This window comes from Shewanella sp. NKUCC05_KAH (genome assembly GCF_019345585.1).
In the GTDB taxonomy this organism is placed as follows: domain Bacteria; phylum Pseudomonadota; class Gammaproteobacteria; order Enterobacterales; family Shewanellaceae; genus Shewanella; species Shewanella oncorhynchi.
In genome coordinates this window covers 43845-63453 of sequence record NZ_JAHKQZ010000002.1, presented here as the reverse complement: position 1 = coordinate 63453, position 19609 = coordinate 43845, and the positions used below count along the sequence as shown (strand labels likewise).

Annotated in this window: 14 protein-coding genes; 11 read left to right on the top strand and 3 right to left on the bottom strand. The window is 44.9% G+C overall.

Annotated features, from left to right (window positions below; translation table 11 throughout):
• The first annotated feature begins 379 nt into the window (after positions 1-379).
• From KO533_RS02125 to KO533_RS02080, 10 genes are all read left to right on the top strand, one after another.
• Positions 380-847, top strand: coding sequence for a TlpA disulfide reductase family protein (locus tag KO533_RS02125; RefSeq protein ID WP_028760175.1), 468 nt, complete (start codon positions 380-382; stop codon positions 845-847).
• A 3-nt stretch (positions 848-850) separates the two neighbouring features.
• Positions 851-1069, top strand: coding sequence for a DUF4266 domain-containing protein (locus KO533_RS02120; protein ID WP_028760174.1), 219 nt, complete (start codon positions 851-853; stop codon positions 1067-1069).
• A 164-nt stretch (positions 1070-1233) separates the two neighbouring features.
• A complete protein-coding gene (locus KO533_RS02115) occupies positions 1234-2553 on the top strand; it encodes a DUF3570 domain-containing protein (RefSeq protein ID WP_173245241.1) in 1320 nt (439 codons plus the stop codon).
• Positions 2554-2683: 130 nt separating this feature from the next.
• The gene (locus KO533_RS02110; protein ID WP_173245239.1) at positions 2684-3592 is read left to right on the top strand and encodes an FAD:protein FMN transferase; all 909 of its coding nucleotides are present in this window, start codon (positions 2684-2686) and stop codon (positions 3590-3592) included.
• Between the two features lie 20 nt (positions 3593-3612).
• Positions 3613-4272 (top strand): response regulator transcription factor, encoded by a 660-nt coding sequence (locus KO533_RS02105; protein ID WP_173245236.1) that lies wholly within the window; start codon positions 3613-3615, stop codon positions 4270-4272.
• An 84-nt stretch (positions 4273-4356) separates the two neighbouring features.
• Positions 4357-5754, top strand: a complete 1398-nt coding sequence (locus KO533_RS02100; RefSeq protein WP_219252682.1) for an ATP-binding protein — start codon at positions 4357-4359, stop codon at positions 5752-5754.
• 490 nt (positions 5755-6244) lie between these two features.
• A complete protein-coding gene (locus tag KO533_RS02095) occupies positions 6245-7873 on the top strand; it encodes a glucan biosynthesis protein G (RefSeq protein WP_049821716.1) in 1629 nt (542 codons plus the stop codon).
• A gap of 23 nt (positions 7874-7896) precedes the next feature.
• Positions 7897-10080 (top strand): glucans biosynthesis glucosyltransferase MdoH, encoded by a 2184-nt coding sequence (mdoH, locus tag KO533_RS02090; RefSeq protein WP_105252289.1) that lies wholly within the window; start codon positions 7897-7899, stop codon positions 10078-10080.
• Between the two features lie 197 nt (positions 10081-10277).
• Complete coding sequence (locus KO533_RS02085; protein ID WP_251073339.1) at positions 10278-11882, top strand: L,D-transpeptidase family protein; 1605 nt, start codon at positions 10278-10280, stop codon at positions 11880-11882.
• Positions 11883-12036: 154 nt separating this feature from the next.
• Positions 12037-12585 (top strand): DUF882 domain-containing protein, encoded by a 549-nt coding sequence (locus KO533_RS02080; protein WP_028760165.1) that lies wholly within the window; start codon positions 12037-12039, stop codon positions 12583-12585.
• Here KO533_RS02080 and KO533_RS02075 read toward each other — a convergent pair.
• The gene (locus KO533_RS02075) at positions 12536-12967 is read right to left on the bottom strand and encodes a hypothetical protein (protein ID WP_028760164.1); all 432 of its coding nucleotides are present in this window, start codon (positions 12965-12967) and stop codon (positions 12536-12538) included. The two genes, KO533_RS02080 and KO533_RS02075, sit on opposite strands and share 50 nt — an antisense overlap.
• Positions 12968-13270: 303 nt before the next feature.
• Between KO533_RS02075 and rplY the strand changes: the two genes are divergently transcribed.
• On the top strand, positions 13271-13558 hold the full coding sequence (gene rplY, locus KO533_RS02070; RefSeq protein ID WP_028760163.1) for a 50S ribosomal protein L25: 288 nt from the start codon (positions 13271-13273) through the stop codon (positions 13556-13558).
• 191 nt (positions 13559-13749) lie between these two features.
• On the opposite strand, the gene KO533_RS02065 is transcribed toward rplY, so the two are convergent.
• Positions 13750-17730 (bottom strand): translocation/assembly module TamB domain-containing protein, encoded by a 3981-nt coding sequence (locus KO533_RS02065; RefSeq protein ID WP_219252680.1) that lies wholly within the window; start codon positions 17728-17730, stop codon positions 13750-13752.
• Positions 17727-19577: an autotransporter assembly complex family protein gene (locus KO533_RS02060; protein WP_219252679.1), complete on the bottom strand. Its 1851-nt coding sequence runs from the start codon at positions 19575-19577 to the stop codon at positions 17727-17729. Before KO533_RS02060 ends, KO533_RS02065 begins: the two co-directional genes overlap by 4 nt.
• Between the last annotated feature and the right edge of the window lie 32 nt (positions 19578-19609).

Here is a 19609-nt window from a genome sequence, read left to right as displayed (position 1 = left end):
AACCTTTTTTGTTATTTAAATGTAAATTGGTAAGGGTTTACATAATTGACAGTGTCAGTTTAGGCCGTTGGAGTGTAAAGATTATTGATGTATATCAAGAATTTTTAAGAGATGTGACCGAACTGATTTTGACATTTAATTAACATGACGCAGATCTAATTTCACTTTTTCTAATGGGACAAAATGTCTCACATTTGCCATTTTGGATGAAATCGGTCACTTAATCAGCACTCATGTGATTAAGGCCATGCAGATGACTATGGTTCATTCGCGTGGTGAGTCTGGGCGAGCAGGTTAATTAAACTTATATAAGCTTGTTTAAGAAAACCTTAAGATTCAGTTAATAGATTCGAACGTAATCGTTAACGCGGAATATGCTATGAAGAAAATATTATTGTTACTCAGTTTATTGGCCGCAGGCGTACAAGCCGCGCCATCGCTGGACTATCAAGTGTTTAATGCGCAAAACCAAGCTGTTTCCCTGAGTGAGTTTAAAGGCAAAGTCGTCTATGTCGATTTTTGGGCATCCTGGTGTGGCCCTTGCCGTAAATCGTTTCCTTGGATGAATGAAATACAAAAAAAGTATCAAGATCAGGGATTAGCTGTCGTCGCTATCAACTTAGATACAGATAACGAGTTAGCCCAGGAATTCTTAAAACAAGTCCCTGCCAATTTTTCAGTGCGTTTCAATCCAGAAGGTGATGTCGCGCGCAGTTTCGATTTGCTGGGCATGCCGAGCAGTTTTATGTTCAATCGACAAGGTCAGTTAGTACAGCATCATGTTGGCTTTTATGCCGATAAAACCGCTGAATACGAGCAAGAGCTCGTCAATTTACTGAAGGAGTAATTTATGCTTAAACCCGCATTAGTCGCAGTAACGCTCATCATAGGTTTGAGTGGATGTTCAAGTTTAGGAGTGCAGCCGTGGGAGAAAGGCCAGTTGGCCCGCAGCGATATGGCGCTCGACAGTGAAAAGCTCGACTTAGCACTCGATGATCATATTTATTTTAGTAAAGAAGGCAGTAGCGGCGGTCGTGCATTTGCCGGTGGCGGATGTGGCTGTAACTAAACTCTCCGTTGGTGTTATTTGCCCTGAGATGTAACGAATAAATGTAATGCACAGATGTAATGAACAGACGTACTAAAACAAATGTGACGAGCAGATGTTCTAAAATCTGGGGCGAAATCCCGCGGTATTGAATAGATTGAAGTGACCTACAGGTGTTGTCAGTTATGACCCAAAAAAAGAACCCAATAAATACAAGACAATCGAAGCAGATAGCGGGTGCTCTCGCATTAGCCAGTTGTGGACTGTTTGCAACAAGTGGCCATGCGACTGAATTATCTAAAAAAGCTGACGACTGGAAGATCGATGCTGCGTTAATGTATTACGGTGAGCAAGATAGAGTACAAGCCATCGAAGCTATAGGCACAGCGCAAAAAGCCTTTGGCGATGACAGTGTGCTGGATCTCAAACTCGTGGTTGACAGTCTAACGGGTCCTTCAGCATCGGGCGCTGTGGCCCAAAGTACCAGCCAAACGTTTACTCGACCATCAGGTAATGGGCAATATCATGTTTCAGCGGGGGAAACGCCGTTAGATGACACTTTTCACGATACTCGCGTACAAGCCAATGTCGGTTGGAGTGAAGTGCTAACACCAGATTGGAAACTCAATGTTGGCGCATATGGCTCGAAAGAGTTTGATTATATGTCAATGGGCATCAATGCCGGAATTGAGCGAGGGTTCAATAAAGACAACACCACTTTATTTTTAGGTACGGCTTATAGTTTCGATGTGGTTGACCCCGTTGGCGGTCGTCCGGTGGATTTATCTTCGATGGTCATTCGCGATAACTTCACCAGTGAGGAAGCTTATCGCAGCGCATTCGATGCGACCCGTCAAGGTGGCAGTGATAATAAGCAGACCGCGGATGTGATGTTAGGTATCACCCAAGTGCTTAGTCAGCGCTGGTTGTTGCAGGCCAATTACGGCTTGTCGAGTGTGAATGGCTATTTAACTGATCCCTACAAGGTGCTCAGTGTGGTGGATAACAACGGCATTACTCAGGATTTATTGTATGAGAGCCGCCCCGATTCGCGCTTGAAGCACAGTTTTTACGTGATGACCAAAGGCGCATTAGATGCGGGTGTGGTGGATTTTTCCTATCGTTATAATACCGATGACTGGGACCTCACATCGCATACCTTAGAAACCCATTATCGGTATTACTTTACCGGCAATTTCTATGGTCAATTACATCTGCGCTATTACCAACAAACTGCGGCTAACTTCTATCAACCTTTCTTGACGGCTGATACGCCACTGCCAGAGTTTGCCAGTGCCGATTATCGTATCGGTGATATGTCGGCTTATACGATTGGGGTTAAATTTGGCCATAGATTATCGGGCGGTCATGAAATGTCGTATCGCTTAGAGTATTACCAACAGGATCCGAAAAATAACGGCGCTACAATTCCTGGAGAGCTGCAAAACTTCGATCTGTTTCCGACTCAGAAGGCAATTACAGCACAGTTTAGTTATTCTTTTTAATACGAAATAATGCTACTGGCTCAGATAGCAAGGCGTTAAACTGTATGGGTAGCTTAGCTACCCATACTCAATTTACCCCTGAACTTATTCAATCGGAATCCCAGTGGGATGCCATGTGAAGAGGTGATTTATGATGTCGACATCGTCCCTAAAGACCGCACCTTATTCGTTGCAGCGCCGTGATTGGGGTTATGTGGGCGAATTTAGGGCCATGGCGAGTCCCTGTGAAATACTCATTGGGTGCGATCAATTTGATATTGCAGACGATATGTTGGACATGGCTGTCACTGAGGCGCTGCGTATCGAACATAAGTACAGTCGCTTTATTGCGCAGAATTGTCTGTGGCAATTAAACCATGCCAATGGTCATAAGCAGCTTATCGATGAAGAAACCTGGCAGTTATTGGCTTTTGCTAAACAATGTTTTCAGCTCAGTGATGGACTCTTTGATATTTCTGCTGGGCCGTTAATGGAACTGTGGCGCTTTGATCCCAAAGCCCAATTGCCCGAACATGGCCGCATACTTGCCGCGAAAGCCTTAGTGGGGTTTGAGCGTATCGAGTTTGATTCGCGTCATATTGAGATGCCAACAGGTATGAAATTGGATTTTGGTGGTATCGCAAAAGAATATGCGGTCGACAGAGTCGCCTATGAGTTAGCCGAATGTTATCCAGACATTCCAGTGTTAGTGAATTTTGGCGGTGATATCGCTTGTCCCGTGTCTAAAGTGACGCCATGGCAAGTGGGAATTGAAGATCCACGACACCTTGACCACGCTGCGAGTGTACTGGCGATTAGTCAGGGTGCATTAGCGACCAGTGGCGATACGCGGCGATTTTTTGAAGTCGATGGAAAGCGTTACGGCCATATTGTTGACCCACGCACTGGCTATCCCGTTATCCATGCGCCGCGCTCTGTGACTGTGTTAGGGCCAAACTGCGTGACTGCAGGTATGCTCGCCACTATGGCTATGCTGCAGGGGCGAGACGCGGAAGATTTTTTACAGCAACAAGGTGTTAAGTTCAGTATTTTCCGTTAGGGCTCAGTTAAGGACATTGAATGCGTATTATGTTGGTTGAAGACAATGAGTTATTAGCCCAAGGGATTTGCTTGAGTTTGGCAAAGCTGGGCATGCAAGTTGATCACCTTAATAGTTATCAGCAAGCCTTGCTGGGGGTTAAAAATGAAAGCTTCAGTGCCATAGTACTCGATCTGGGATTGCCTGACGGTAATGGTAAAGAGTTGCTTAAAGCTTGGCGTCAGCAGGGCGTGTCAATTCCCACAATAGTCCTGACCGCTAATACGGATTTTGACACTAAGCTCGAATGTTTAGACATGGGCGCCGATGATTATCTCGGTAAACCTTTTGATGTGCGTGAATTAGCCGCGCGTATTCGTGCTATCGTCAGACGTCAGTATGGGCTCGATCACAACATTTTGATTATTGGTGCTTTGTGTATCGATTTAAATACCCGTGAAGTGACCTTTCGCGATCAAAATGTGCTGCTTTCACGGCGTGAATTTCAATTACTGCTCGAACTCGCTCAGTCGGCAGGGCGTGTATTGACCCGCAGTCAGTTAGAACAGTTAACCTATGGCTGGGATGAAGTCGGCAGTAATTCAATAGAAGTGCATATCCACCATCTGCGCAAAAAACTTGCCAATGAATTAATCAAAACCGTGCGTGGAATAGGCTATACCTTGATTGAAATAAATTAATTTGAAGAGTTAAGTGACAAGCTCCACGTTTGTGGGTACTGATAACGCAGTGATGACTTGAAGCATAGTCGTTAGGAAAAAGAAGTGATTCGATTAAAGGGGCTAGATGTGTATTCACTGCGTTTGGTACTGACATTATTAATTTTGTCAGGTATTTCAGTATCCGTCGCTGTGTCTAGCTGGTTGAGTACTCGGGATTCTAAGCATCAAATCGAAGAACTCTTCGATGCGCAAATGCTCCAAACCGCTAAAATGTTGGAGTTGTTCTATCATACTGAGCCCGATGCAACAGCTCAGGATCTCGTCATACCCCAAGTGCTCCACGTTCCCGATAGCCAGATCAGTTCCTTTGCCGAAAAGGCCGATGCGCTGAAACTGGCCTATGAGCATAAATTGGCGTTTCAAATCTGGAGTGAGGCGGGTGAAGCCTTAGTTTTATCGGATAATATTGGTCATCAACCTATCAGTCGATTCGTACAGGGTTATCATAAGAAAGTGTTCGAAGGAGAACTCTGGCATGTGTTCAGTTTTTTTTCGGTTAAAAATCATGTTTGGATTGTCACAGCTCAACAGGATGAAGTACGCCAAGAGCTCGTATCGCAAATCATGCATAACGCCGTTATCGTGCCTTTAATGGTAGTGCCTTTAACATTAATTATTGTTAGCTTCTTGTTTTATCTCTTGTTTCGGCCATTAAAAACCTTTGAAAGAGAATTAATTGGACGGGCGCCCAACGATTTGACCCCGTTGACTATGTCATTGCCTAAAGAATTAGTCCCTGTTCGGCGCGCATTGAACTTATATATCAATAGTATCGCGCGATTTATCGCCCGTGAGCGTCGTTTTAGCGCCGATGCGGCCCATGAGCTTAAAACGCCATTATCTGTGATTAAATTACATCAACATGGCTTAGAGAGTCTGATTGATGATGATCCGCAGCAGAAATTCCATTTAGCTGCGATAGATGCTGGCGTAGTGCACATGAGTCATACCGTTGAACAATTACTCGTATTAGCAAGGGTGGACTCGATTAATGAGCTTAATGTGTCATCCCACGCCATTTTGCCTATGGTCGAAGATGCGCTTAATCAATTAATGCCACAAATCACAGATTATGAATGGAATATCGATATCGCATCCAATCTAACGGTGACCTGTGATCGTTTTTATTTGCTACTTGTACTGAAGAATATTATCGAAAATGCCTGTAAATACAGTCCACAGGAATCGGAGATTTCAGTGTCGGCCCATGCTTTGGATGATGAAATCTGTATTTGTGTCGCGGATCGAGGCCAAGGCATGACAGAGCCGCAGATTGCCAATGCGACAGAACGTTTTTATCGTGTGAATGAAAATGAAGGCATAGGCGCGGGATTAGGTTTGTCTATCTGCTATCACATCATAGAATTGCACCAAGGTCGTTTAGTGATTGCGCCTAGGGATCAAGGTGGATTATCTGTGGCACTTTTTCTGCCAAAATAGTTCAGGCAATGAAATGTTAAAATAGATCCGCAGTTTCAGTGACATCAGCTCAGTTGTTTTGATACATTTAAGCGGGTAAAATTTTGAATTTTCCTGCTGTCTTAGTGTTAATCCTTAGGCTTACCAACGGATTGATTCGCTTATTGTGATATTTCATCTATGATCATCAACACTTAGTTGAGGTGTAAAAAGGCTCATTTTACTTTCAATAATGTAGCATTTGGATCACTTAATTTGTTTTTGTAACTTTGAAAACAGAAATAAGCATGATAATGTTATTTTAATATTCATTTTTGGTATAAGCTTATTCTCAAATAGTATTGTGTAGAAGGGGTTAACTGCATCTTTATTTATGAGTTTTTTTCTCCTTCTGATATCTTTCGCGATATGTAAGCAACTGTTTTTTTTCATCCCTAAATCAGAGTGAAAAAAATTCACTGTATACATAAAAAACATTGATTTCTTAGTTTATTTTTTAGGTTACCTATCTATGGTTAGCTTGTTGCGTTGCCCATCGTCCAAACCTTATTCGTCACTCATATGTTCACTGACGCTAGGCGCTGTAGTCGCCCTGTCTGGTGTCGCGTACGCTGAAGAGACAAAACCCGCCGAGGCAGTTCCTGTGGTTACTCCACCGAAAGTGATTTCTCAGCCCAGTACAAAAAATCAAATCAGATTCACTAAGACAGGCGCTTTTGATAGCGAAACTGTCGTGAAGATTGCAAAACGTTTGGCAGCGAAACCTTATGTGACCCTCAAAGATCCTTTGCCAGCTGGCCTTGCTAAACTGTCATACGATGAGTACAGAGATATTCGTTTTAACCCGACTGCGTCTATTTGGCGTGATCAGGGCGTGCCATTTCAAATGCAAATGTTCCACCGTGGTTTCTATTTTCAGGATCTGATCGAGATTGCGATTGTAGAAGGTCAGAATGCAACGCATTTAGCCTATGAGCCTAAATATTTCACTGCGGGTGAAGTGATTACTCAAGCGCTGCCGAATGATGACATTGGTTATTCAGGATTTCGTATTCATAACCAATTGAATACGAACGGTGTATTTGACGAGCTTATGGTATTCCAAGGTGCGAGTTATTTCCGCGCTTTAGGTAAAGGTAACGCCTATGGCTTATCTTCCCGTGGTTTGGCGTTAAAAACGGCTGACGCTGAAGGGGAAGAATTCCCGATATTTCGCGCCTTCTGGGTTGAGCGTCCACACAATGACAGCAACCTGATTGTCGTGCATGCCTTGTTAGATAGCCCAAGCGTAGCAGGTGCCTATACTTTCTCTGTCCGTCCCGGTGATAACACCTTGATTGACGTTGAAGCGACACTGTTTCCTCGTGTTGAGCTGAGCAAAGTTGGTTTAGCACCAAGCACTAGCATGTTCTTACATTCACTCAATGGTCGTCACGACACCGATGATTTTAGACCTGAAGTACATGATTCTGATGGTTTATTGATGTTAAATGGTCGTGGTGAGCATTTATGGCGCCCATTAGCTAATCCACGTCAGTTACAAGTCAGTGCGTTTTCTGACAACTCGCCTCAGGGATTTGGTCTGATCCAACGTGAGCGTGACTATGCGTCATATCAAGATTTAGAAGCCCATTACGAACGTCGCCCAAGCCTATGGATTGAGCCTGTGGGTAATTGGGGGCAAGGTTCAGTGGTGTTGACTGAAATTCCGACAGAGTCTGAAATTCATGACAACATTGTTAGTTATTGGAAACCACGTCAGCCTATTCCTGCTGGCGGTGAATTTCATTTTGCCTATCGCATGAGTTGGGGTGAAGAACCTGCTGCGAAAGTCGGTGCCGTACATATTTCTCGCTCTGCCAGTGGTCGTGCCGATATTGCTAAGGCGACTCCAAGACGTTTATTTGTGGTCGACTATCAAGTTGAAGGTCCGATGACAGATGAAATGCCAGTCGCTAAAGTTGAAGCTTCTGGTGGTGTGGTCACGAACGTGGTGATTGCCCGTAATGCCGCTAAAAATGGCTATCGCTTAGCTTTTGAATTAGAGCCAGAAGATAAAGATCTTATCGAACTGCGCGCTGAACTTAAGTTCCCAACTCCTCGTCAGGTTGAAACCTGGCTCTATCGCTGGACGCTGTAAGGTTCATGACGGAGCAACATGATATGACTGTATCCGATAACTCGGTACTCGAGACGGAAGTCCTCGTGGGTGGTAGTGCTATGCCAAATGAACGGCCTGGCGCTATGGAACCCCAAAATTTAAGTAAGATGCCAGAGGGATTCCCTCGCCGTAGCACTGTGGCTGATGGGGTACGCTCGCGTACCTACCGTCGTGTGTTTGTGGTGGGTGGGGCTTTATTATTATCTTTGTTTGCTATCTATGAAATGGGGGCGGTGTTTAGCATTGGCGGAATTACTCCTCTGGAATATTTAGTGCTAGTGCTGTTTGCGGTTAACTTTTGCTGGATTGCTTTGGCGTTTTGTAGCGGTATTGCAGGTTTTTTAATTTTACTGCGAAAACCGCGGGCAAAAGATTTGCAAGTGACTGAACTGCATACGCGAACCGCGATTTTGATGCCGACCTACAACGAATCTCCTGATAGGGTATTCTCGGCGGTTTCAGTAATGGCTGAAACCTTGTCGCAAACGGGTCATGGTCATGCTTTTGATTGGTTTATCTTAAGTGATACTACCGATCCCGACATTGCTTTGCTCGAAGAGCAGGCATTTCTGGTGCTACGTCAAGAAACCCATAAGCATTCGCGGGTGTATTACCGTCGCCGTCGTAAAAACGTCGCCCGTAAAGCGGGTAACGTAGCCGATTTTTGTCGTCGTTGGGGGTCGCGTTATGATCACTTGTTAGTGCTTGATGCCGACAGTTTGATGGAGTCTTCAACCATCACAGGCTTAGCTCAGCGCATGCAGGCCGATCCTGATGCGGGTTTGATCCAAACGATTCCGTCGTTGATCAATGGCACCACTTTAATGGCCCGTTTACAGCAATTTGCGGCGCGTATTTATGGTCCCGTAATTGGTACCGGTTTAGGCTGGTGGGTACAAAAAGAAGGTAACTTCTGGGGCCACAACGCCATTATCCGCACCGAAGCCTTTATGACCGCGGCTGGATTACCCAACCTTAAGGGTAAGCCACCTTTTGGTGGTCATATCATGAGCCATGACTTTGTTGAAGCTGCGCTGATCCGCCGTGCGGGCTGGAGTGTGGTCATTGCCTATGACTTACCGGGTTCATACGAAGAATGTCCACCGTCGATTATCGACTTAGCCGTGCGTGATCGTCGCTGGTGCCAAGGTAACTTGCAGCATTCGCGTATTTTGCCGACTAAAGGTTTGCACTGGGTAAGCCGTTTACATTTACTGACGGGTATCATGGCTTATTTGTCATCTCCTTTCTGGTTGATGTTGATTTTGACCGGTTTGATGTTGGCTTTGCAGGCACACTTTATTCGACCTGAATATTTCACCGATCAATTTTCACTGTTCCCGACTTGGCCCATCATGGACTCGGATAGGGCATTAAGATTGTTCTACATTACTATGGGGGTTTTGTTTGGCCCTAAAGTATTTGGGGTCTTGTTGCTGCTTAAAGACGGTGAGTTTGCTCGCAGTGTTGGTGGTCGAATTAAAGCGATATTCAGTGTGATTTTTGAGGTCATACTTTCAGCGCTGATTGCACCTATCATGATGTTTATCCATTGTGGTGCTGTGATGTCAATTCTGATGGGGCGGGACAGTGGTTGGTCGCCGCAACGTCGTGATGACGGCAGTATGCCTTGGATGACGTTAATTTATCGTCACCGTTGGCATATGCTGGCAGGTGTGATGTTAGGTTATGCGGCTATTTTGGATTCTTTGACTTTGTTAGCTTGGATGAGTCCGGCGTTGATCGGTCTGTGGATTGCTGTGCCAATTTCTGCATGGACAGGTTCAGTCAAAATTGGCGAAGTGTTCAAGCGTGCCGGTATTCTTGCAACACCAGAAGAACGTAACCCTGCGCAAATTTGTCTGCAAGCGCAAGAAGCGCGCGCCGCTTACCAAAGACACATTGCTGAGCCTTGGACGTTAGCACAGGTACTTAAAGACCCTGCGTTGATGGAATTGCATTTAGCCATGGTGGATAAACAGCCTTTGCGTGCTGCGGGTACACCAATTGAAGCGATGGAAGCCATAGTGCATGTGAAGGTGCATGAAGCTCGTTGTCAACAGAGCGCATTAGCTTTACTCAATCGTCAAGAAATGGCGATGGTGTTGGCAAATCCTTTGATGTTACGTAGCCTACAGAAATTACCAGAGCAATTTGTCGAAGAAGATCTCGTGTCTTTTTGCTAACGAGCACTTGCTCAGCATATTTATGCGAGTTTGTTTGATATCAATGCCACTGACGACCTCAGTGGCATTTTTCTTTTCGTTATCTGGAGTTAACCCCTAGTAATTAATTGATCTCCATGGAATAGTCATATAACAGTGTTGTTGACTGATATAACCGCTGGCTCTCAGATGACCTTAAAATAGCTAAGGGAGTATTTATGATATTGAAAAAGATCATTCGCTATTTGCCCCCATGCATGCGTGTAACGCTAAACGTGAGAGAACTCAAATTGATAGAGCAGGAGTTCCACATCGCGAACTTGAAAGCATTGCAGATTAACCCTATGCCGACGAGGCGTAATCTCGCGCAACTATTACTCAGCCTTTTTTTCTGTATTCCAATAATTTTAGTGCCAAATGTAGGTGCAGCTGATAGCGCTCAATCCCTGACATCAAATTCGAGTATTGCTGCGCAGCCAAATCTTGAGGGTAAAGCTGAAGAGCTTACTGCTGTGCTGCCGCTTGCGGCCTTAGTGCCACAGGTGTTGCTATTGGATCTCGCGGGCGTTAATCCAGTATTTGGCCAGCATTATCGTGACTTAACACTTTCTCCTAATACCTTATCTACTGCTGATTTAGTACGAATCCAAGCTGATGTTACCGGTTACTGGCATTATGTGATGACATCCGCAGAATGTAACAACGCTGGATCCCCAGAGACGGTTTCATCCGTTATTCCAGAGGATCCCCAATATCAAAAGGTGCTTAAGCAAATCGCCCATTTAGTGCAATTGGACACAATTGAACCATGGGAAACTTTAGTGCTAGATGAAAAGCTAACCTTAGGAATGAGTCATCAGATCGTTGATACCATAGCAAAGCGTGTGTGGATATTGGGAGACTTAGCCACTGAGCCTAGAGTGAATCAAGTTTATACCGAAGAACTTATGATTGGCATTAAGCGCTTTCAGCAAAAGCATGGGCTAAAACAGGACGGGGTGATAGGTAAGCAGACCTTATTTTGGGTGAACCAATCGCCAAGGGCGAGGGCGGTACTATTAGCTAAAAACACTATTCGACAAAGAGTGTTTGAACGTAAATTAGAGCCGAGTTATTTGCTGATTAATGTGCCCGCTTTTGAGATGACGTTGGTCGATAATGGTACGCCAGTGTTAAGTTCCAAGGTCATTGTGGGTAAATCTTCTCGGCAAACACCGATTTTGGACAGTCAGATTTCTAGCGTGGTGCTTAACCCTAGTTGGCGAGTGCCTAGCAGCATTTTACGGCGGGACATTCTGCCGCAAATTCAGCGAAATGGTCATTATCTTAATGAACGTCAATTTGATGTATACGATTATAACGGTCAACGGGTGCAACGCATGCCAGAGGAATGGCAGGCCTTAGCCAGCGCTTCGTTTCCCTATCAGCTTGTACAACGCCCTGGGGCGAAGAATGCATTAGGTAAATATAAGTTTCACTTTGATAACAGTTTCAGTGTCTATTTACATGGAACTTCTGAGCCAAGTCTCTTTAAAAAGGACGATAGGGCACTATCATCTGGCTGTATTCGTATTGAAAAAGCCACTGAATTAGCCCAGTGGTTTAAAGAACATTTAGTGAAAGACAAACGTTTATGGGACAAGTTAGCCCCTGGTATTACTGAACCTCAGTGGTTTTCACTTTCCGAAAAGTTGCCCGTGCATCTGGTTTACTGGACTGCATGGTTAGACGATAGTGGGCAGGAGCAATACCGTCGCGACATTTATCATTTGGAACCTGAGCTGACGAATGCTGTGCCTGCCACGGTTTTGGAACAACATTAACGTTTTTGTGCTGTAAAGCTGAGCAAGATAAGCATCTGAACTCGCTTGGCATTTTGAAATCCTGCTCAGAATGGGGTTGGCAAAACTTGATCTTAGGGCTTATTCAGTATAATTTGCCTTACTAGTGACCAAAAAGCATACAAAAGGTGATCATGTGACTTTAATATGTCCTGCCCGTAGGCAGTTATTGTTAGGCCTTAGTGGTGTGGCATTATGTTCCTTTATTCCCTCAAAAGCGGTTGCCAGTCGTTCAACCAAAGGGATCCGCGAGTTAAGTTTGTTTAATCGTCATACTGGCGAGCGCGATGATGGTAGTTACTGGGTAGATGGTCATTATCAGAGCAAGGTGTTAGACAATTTTAATCATTTGCTGCGGGATCATCGTCAGAATGTGGCAGCACCTATGGATAAGCGCTTATTTGATTTACTCCACTCGCTCAAAACAACCTTGAATACCAACGATGAAATCCATGTGATTTCCGGTTACCGTTCACCAAAAACCAATGCCATGCTCGTGAGCCACAGTGGCGGAGTTGCTAAGAAGAGTTATCACATGCGCGGCATGGCGATGGACATAGCGATCCCTAGCGTTAAACTAAAAACCCTCAGAGAAGCGGCTTTATCCCTGAAACTCGGTGGTGTGGGTTATTATCCTAATTCTGGTTTTGTGCACGTCGATTGTGGTCCGGTAAGGCACTGGTAGCAATGATCTGTTGTTGGATCTGCTGATAAAAATCTTGTTCCAAGGCTTGCGATTCGATCAAGTAATGTCTGAGCAGCGGGATAAATTGTTGATTGAGTTTGTTCATTTCTCTATGTTGTTGCCAATCACAGATCAATAGGCTGAGACGTTGTGAAAATTGATATTGTCTTTGCCTCTGCGACTCAATATCGACAGACTCAATAATTTGCATAAGTAAGATCAAGCTGCGGTTTTTTTGTTGGGTGCAGGCAAGCAATTCTAAGAATTTTAATTCGAGGGTATTTTGCTGATAAGGAACGGTTTCGATAAGAGAGACGAGTTCACGGGCCAGTTGGCATGAAAGTCTATTTTCTTGTTGTAACTGGTATAGCGCATGACGCATTTTTTGACACAGCAGTTATCGAAATTTGCCCGAGCTTAACAGGCTTCTCAATTTCCCAGTGTGATCTAGATCTCGTGTTTTTTGTTTGAGATCAAAGCCTTTTCTCTGCCGTAACAGCCAAGATACAAGTTCCTCAATTTGATAAATAGCGGTCTGTTTTGCTAACGCTGACGCCGATAAATAGGGGGCTTGCGGTATTCTTGTGCGCCTTGGGTATCTATGTTAGTATTCGCGCGCTTTATATGAGCCGTCATTGGTCGAAAATGCCGGCAACTTTTTACTCTAAATTTAAGTGAGAAACACATGTCTTACACTATCCAAGCACAAACCCGCACTGAAATAGGGAAAGGTTCGAGCCGCCGCCTACGCCATGCTGGTAAAGTACCTGCTGTTATTTATGGCCAAGGCAAAGAGCCAGTTTCTATTGTTTTTGATCACAAAGATATCATTAACATTCAAGCTAATGCTGACTTCTACACTTCTACTCTGACTATCGTTGTTGATGGCAAAGAAGTGGGTGTTCGTGCACAAGCTATGCAACGCCACGTGTTCAAGCCAATCATTGAACATGTTGACTTCGTTTACGCTTAATTGTCGTAACTGAAGCAAAAAGCGCCTAAGGGCGCTTTTTTTGTGGCTGATTTTTAGTTGTTTGTATTTATGGGTAGACACTTAGGCTTTACCCAAACAACCTCAACATACTGTAACGCGTATTTTGAGATTGTTTGGCTAGAGTGATTGGATGCTAATTTTTTAGTATCAATATCTTGGTATTCATATGGTTACTTGATATTGAAGTTGTAATAGATATCAAGTGATTGGCCTAAAGTGCCTGACACGGTTTCTAGATAGAGTTGTGAGAGCAAGTAATACCTGACTGTCATTTCGTAACCAGGGTTAAATACACCTACTCCGTATTTCACCATTAAGTTATCGCCGATAAAGCCACTGATCGCCACACGCCCTTCATCATTAGTGTCGAGTTGCACGTTAGAGAAACCAAATTCTTCAATGAGTCCTGTCGCAGTATTCCCTAGGTTGTTAATTGCGCCGCCGCCCACCTGTGAGCCTAAACCGAGTGCCGCGCCCATCATCAGCGAGTTATTTTGCTCATTGTTGGCGCTGTTAAAGCCACTGCCTTTGATAATGTAAGACAAGATTTCGGCTTGCTCTTTGGCTGGATTGGAGAATAAGGTCACCACTGGGCGTGATGGCGTGCCTGTGACGCGTACACCTGCCACTAAGTCTTCAGTCTTAATTTCCCGTATCGCTTCAATATTCAGGTTTGGTAATGATGTTGGCCCCACAAATTGCACTTCACCAGTACGGATTTTTAGGGTTTGGCCCATAAACTTGTAGCTACCTTGATTGACTTTGATATTACCGAAGAGCAAAGGAGGACGGAAAGCTTGCTGCTGTAGCTTTAAGGTCCCTTGGAGTTTACCTTTGAGGCCCATACCATCAATTCTGAGTTCGTTCCCCACACTGATATTCAGATCTGCAACGATGGCGTAGGGGCTAGTTTTAGGCTGAGTGGCGGCAATGGAGTCGTCAAATACCACGTCTTCGGAGGCGGCGACACCGCCTTCCGCTAATGGCACAATTTTAATGTTGCCAGAAGGCACTGCTATTTTTCCTTTTACTGCCAGTTGCTTACTGTTGAAGGTTAAGTTGATCTCGGGGGAAACATCGAGAATAGCCAGTGGCGGTTGGATCACTGCGAGCTTATCGCCTTCGAGGGCTAACTCGCCACTAAATTGACCTTGGGGCCATTGCAGTTGACCATTCACTCTGCCTAAACCATTGCCCATCATCCAGCGTCCCTTAAGCTGCGCTTGTTGACCCGCAAATGACATCGACATGTCAATTTTGTCGATTAATGTTGGGTTTGCTGTTAGGGCTAAGGCGCCCTCAGTTAAGGCCATGCTCCCCGATACTTCGGGCGCATCTAGACTACCCGCAAAGTTAAGTTGACTCGTCAGTAAACCTTGCACTGTATTTAATTGAGGGAAAAACTCTCCAAGTGGCTGCAAGTTGATTTGCTTGATGTTGGCATAACCTGACAGGGTGCGATCGGGTGTGACATTGACGTTAATCTCACTCTGCCAACTGGCCACGCCTTCTGATTCAAAATCTAAAACCGTTGCCAGCCGTTTTGCATCTAAGTTCGCTTTTAATGACAGGTTTTGGTAATTAATGGTGACTTCACGATTTTTATCCCGTTTGAGCATAATGCTGCCGGGAGCAAAATCAAAGTTCACATCGGCAGTAGGCTTACGGCCAGCAGCCCATGCAACATTGGCTAATAGCGATGCAGGGCCGTTCCAACGCATATTCGTTGGTAATATAGGGACAAGTAATTTCCCTGGATTACCTGAGTAGCTCACCTGTGCGCTGCCTTTTTTACCTATTGGTGTATTACTGTTTAGGCAGATACGGCTATTGGGATTCATGAGGCAAAAGGGCGTAATGCTGCCTTGATTCTTGATTTGGTCCCAAGCCAGATTAATGGTGTTATCGAGCTGCCATAGGCCTACGGGCGTGTTGAGATTTAAACGATCAACATCGAGCTGTAGTCGTGACTTCTTCACATCGTATTGGCTGCTCATTGTTGCATCGAGCCCAAGATCGCCCGTGGCGTTGAGAGTGAGTTTTTGAGCGTTAATGGTACCTTTCGCCCCGAGTGTCACTGTATCTAAATTTTGTTCTGCAATCTGTAAGGTTTTTGATTTTAGCGAGATAGCAAATTCATGTTGATCTAGCGGCTTGTAATAGGCCTTTAAATTAGATTCCTGCAGTTTAATGTTTTGATAGTAAAGTTCTGCCAGCTGCGCAGTAAGCTCGACCTGGGGGTGTTTCTCGTCACCAGTGACATTGATCTGCGCCTGTAGTTGGCCGCTGGCCTTAGGTAACCACAGGCCAAAGTCGGGCACTTGTAATTCACCTTGGAGATCCCAGTTGGCATTGGCTTCGCCTTTGAGTGCCAGAGTTGAACCTAGTACTTTGGCGTTCAGCCCCTTAGCACTGACATACAGGGAATCATTCACACTGATATCCCCTGTAATATCGAAGGGATAACCTTGTAAAGTGCCAGTGAGCTCAGTATCGCTCAGGGATACTTGCCAACGGGGGTCTGCAAATGAGCCTTTAGTGCGTAATTTTCCTGAAATCAAACTGTCCGGTAAACCCGTTGTACTTTGCGCTGTATCCGTTTGTGGCAGCTGTATTTCTTGTAATATGACGTCATTGATCCAGAGATTGGCGTTCCAGCTAATGGCTTTTTGATAATCGAGTTCGCCCGTGAGCTTGACCTTACCAATCGCGCCCATTACATCAAGATTATTGATGGTTAACTTAGCATCTTGATGTTGGATGTCAGTGTCTATGTCGAGCACTTTGTGAAAGGGTGTGATCAGTTGGCCAGTAAGACTCGCCTCTTGCCGATTAAGGTCGCCTTGGCTATCGAGTGTGGCATTGCTTACCGAGTATTCAGGGTTCTTCAGTGGCCACTGAAGCCGTGTCTGTTCAAGTTTCACCTTGTAGGGCAGGTTAGGGTCTTGCAGTGTTATTTGGCCATCTAGTGTAAAGTCGGCATCGCCCTTTGCGACGGCATTCACCTGAAGTTGCCCTAAACTTTGGCTCAGCTTTAACGTTAATACTTGATGAGTGAGATCTGGCAATTCGACTAGTTGGTTAAGGGTGAGATTTGCCTCTAAATCGAGTGGATAATCTTTATCAAGTGTTAGGCTGCCTGTGATATCGACGCTGCCATCGGTGTGGCTGATGGCAAGATGGTCTAAGGTCAATTGGTATTCACGGAAACTGCCTTGTAGTTCTGCATGGCCAAAAACATCTTTACGATCGCCGATTTGCAGTGTGGTGTTGTCTAATGTTAGGGCATTGACTGTCACAGGGAAAGGCATAAATACTTGTGGCAATTGTGCTAAAGCCCATTCAGCCTCTTTTGTTCGCGACGGACTGGCTGATGGTGTCGGTGTAGTATTTGTAGCAGTGCTGGGATTTGCTGCATTCGTTACCGCTGCCGTGCTAGTTTGTGTTGCTACATCGGTTGATGCAGGGATCAGTACGAATAATCCTTCGCTGGATAGCTGTTTAACCGACAAACCTTCGGTAAACCATTGTGCTTCTGCGTTAAGACGATTAGCGGTAAATTGCATATCATCCACTTGGATATTAACACCATTGAGTTCAGCAGAATCTAAAACAATATCAAAGGGTAATAGGAGCTCGCTGGGTTCTTCATCAAGTGGCGCGACTGGCGCTTCGTTTGAGTCAGCAGAAAGCGCTAGGGTATCAATAGTGACATCGACTTTAGCCGCAGATAAGCTATTCACGCATAAGCGTTTTTGCAGTAAACAGGCGGGTTGCCACAGTAAATGCAGATCCTCAAGTTGCACGTTCATTCCGGCCATAGACCAAGCCGCGTGTGATAGGGCTAAGTCTTTGTTAATGGAACCAGAGGTATAAGTCAGTTCAAGATCGGGTACAAATTGATCGGCTAAACCCACGGTAATGCGCGAGCCAAATTCAGTGCCGAGTAATAGGGCGGTTAACACTAAAAGCCCTAATGGCACATAGATAATAATCCGAGTCCAGAGTTTGAACTGCCGCCACAGTCTTTGAATGAATGACACCGATGGGGTGACAGAGGTCACTATGGTTTCAGTGGCTTCGGCTTCAATGATGGGATTATCAACGATATCTTGTTCGCTTGGCTTATTATGCTCTGGGGGCTGGCTCATAGATCTGTCCCCATGGTTAGGTGAATTCGCCATGATCTTTCAATGGTCTCAGTTTCTTTCAATCCGACCCCTAAATCTAATTTGATTGGACCAATCGGGGAGATCCAATGGATACCGCCACCGACAGAGACGACAGGTTCAAATTGATTATTATCGAAGGCGTTACCCGCATCGATAAATGTGCCGACCCGCCAAGTGGGGGTCACATAATATTGATATTCCAAACTACCAACCATTAAATAGCGGCCACCGATAACCTCGCGATTGGTTTTTCCATCGTCAGCAACATAGTCTAAATAGGGGCCGAGTTCTTGATAACCATAACCTCGGACACTCTGATCGCCGCCGGCAAAATAGCGTAGTGATGGTGGGATAGAGGCAAGATCATTTTCGTTAGCTAAGTTGGCGGCTAAATCAATACGAGCGACGATTCTGTGGTTATCGAAGAAGGTATCAATCCATTTAAATTTAGCTTGTAAGCGGGCTAGGCGGGTTTCTGATCCTAAATAGGGATCGGCATAGTCTAGGCTATAAATTTGTCTAAATCCGGATTTAGGATCCAGTGAGTTATCCCCCCGGCTAGTCCGAGAAAAGTTAATTCCTGCCAGATAAAATGACGGCATATAATCGACGTCAGACTGAGTATATTCTTCGCGTATGGCCTCCAATGAATAACTCATTAGCCATTGATTTTCTAGTCTTTGCTGACGTAATAGTCCCAGAAGGTACTTAGTCGACTCGAGCTGTCCTGTGTTACTAAAATCACGATTCTCGGCATCATATACTTGAGTCACACCGTATTTGTCCCGCAGCAAACCGAGGCGGATCTTTAATTGATCGTCTAAGGGATGTGTGAGCGGAATCGTATAAGTGGTTAATAACTTTGGTCTATCGGGCGACCATTCGAGACTGGTTTCTTGGGAATGCCCGTATTTATTGATTTGTGGTGTACGCCAAGTCACGCGTACCCTCGGATCAAAGGCTTGATCTGTTTTGCCAATATCACCACCAAAACCGAGTTCAATTGCGTGACTTGCCTTAGGCGTTAATTCGACTCGCATTGGAATATGGTTATCTTCGACGTTATCGATTTGCGGGATCACTTTGATATTGGCGAAATAACCAGTATCTAATAACTGACGATTCAAGGCGCTTACACGGCGAGTTGAGTATGAAGCACCTTCTTTAAAGGGGATAAGATCCTCTAATATATCGGGTTCTAAGCTATGGCCATCGAAACTGACTTGGCCAAATCGGTAACGTTTGCCTGAATCAAAATGCAAACTTACCTGTGCGGTATTAATATCGCGGTTAACTTTAATTTGTGATTCAGTAAATTCGCCATCGAAGTAACCTCGTGCCAAGGCTAAGGTGACCAGTTGCGATTTTACGTCGCTGTAAACACCGTGATTTAACACATCGCCGGGTTTAATGTTGACCTTTGCGAGCCATTGATCGAAGGCTCGGTCATCAAGCATTTCACCACTAAAATTAATATCGACCCACTGAACAATGGTTGGCTCGCCGGGGCTGATTTCAAGTTTTAATTCCCACGGTCCCTTGTCATGCTCAATCAGCTTTTCTTCTACTTCACTGTGATAGTAACCCATGGATTCTAAGGCGGTGCTGATATTGTCATCGACATTAAACAAAAAGGCACGGCGCTGCACCTCAGATTCAGGTAAAGCACCTAAGTGAGCAACTATGTTGCTTCGAAGCGCTTCATTTACGCCTGTAACAGATAATTTGATAAAATCATCTGCTGCCGCGACTGATGTGACTGAAATCAGACTCAGAAACAAGCAAAGACGAATGTAATGTGAGGTGATTTGCAAAAATGGCTGCACTTTATAGTCCCTGTGATTTGGCATCATTGTCG

What these genes read in the sequence shown, in the direction of transcription:
- KO533_RS02125 (WP_028760175.1), top strand. Translation starts at nt 380, where the DNA reads ATGAAGAAAATATTATTGTTACTCAGTTTATTGGCCGCAGGCGTACAA.
- KO533_RS02120 (WP_028760174.1), top strand. Translation starts at nt 851, where the DNA reads ATGCTTAAACCCGCATTAGTCGCAGTAACGCTCATCATAGGTTTGAGT.
- KO533_RS02115 (WP_173245241.1), top strand. Translation starts at nt 1,234, where the DNA reads ATGACCCAAAAAAAGAACCCAATAAATACAAGACAATCGAAGCAGATA.
- KO533_RS02110 (WP_173245239.1), top strand. Translation starts at nt 2,684, where the DNA reads ATGATGTCGACATCGTCCCTAAAGACCGCACCTTATTCGTTGCAGCGC.
- KO533_RS02105 (WP_173245236.1), top strand. Translation starts at nt 3,613, where the DNA reads ATGCGTATTATGTTGGTTGAAGACAATGAGTTATTAGCCCAAGGGATT.
- KO533_RS02095 (WP_049821716.1), top strand. Translation starts at nt 6,245, where the DNA reads ATGGTTAGCTTGTTGCGTTGCCCATCGTCCAAACCTTATTCGTCACTC.
- mdoH (WP_105252289.1), top strand. Translation starts at nt 7,897, where the DNA reads ATGACTGTATCCGATAACTCGGTACTCGAGACGGAAGTCCTCGTGGGT.
- KO533_RS02085 (WP_251073339.1), top strand. Translation starts at nt 10,278, where the DNA reads ATGATATTGAAAAAGATCATTCGCTATTTGCCCCCATGCATGCGTGTA.
- KO533_RS02075 (WP_028760164.1), bottom strand. Translation starts at nt 12,967, where the DNA reads ATGCGTCATGCGCTATACCAGTTACAACAAGAAAATAGACTTTCATGC.
- rplY (WP_028760163.1), top strand. Translation starts at nt 13,271, where the DNA reads ATGTCTTACACTATCCAAGCACAAACCCGCACTGAAATAGGGAAAGGT.
- KO533_RS02065 (WP_219252680.1), bottom strand. Translation starts at nt 17,730, where the DNA reads ATGAGCCAGCCCCCAGAGCATAATAAGCCAAGCGAACAAGATATCGTT.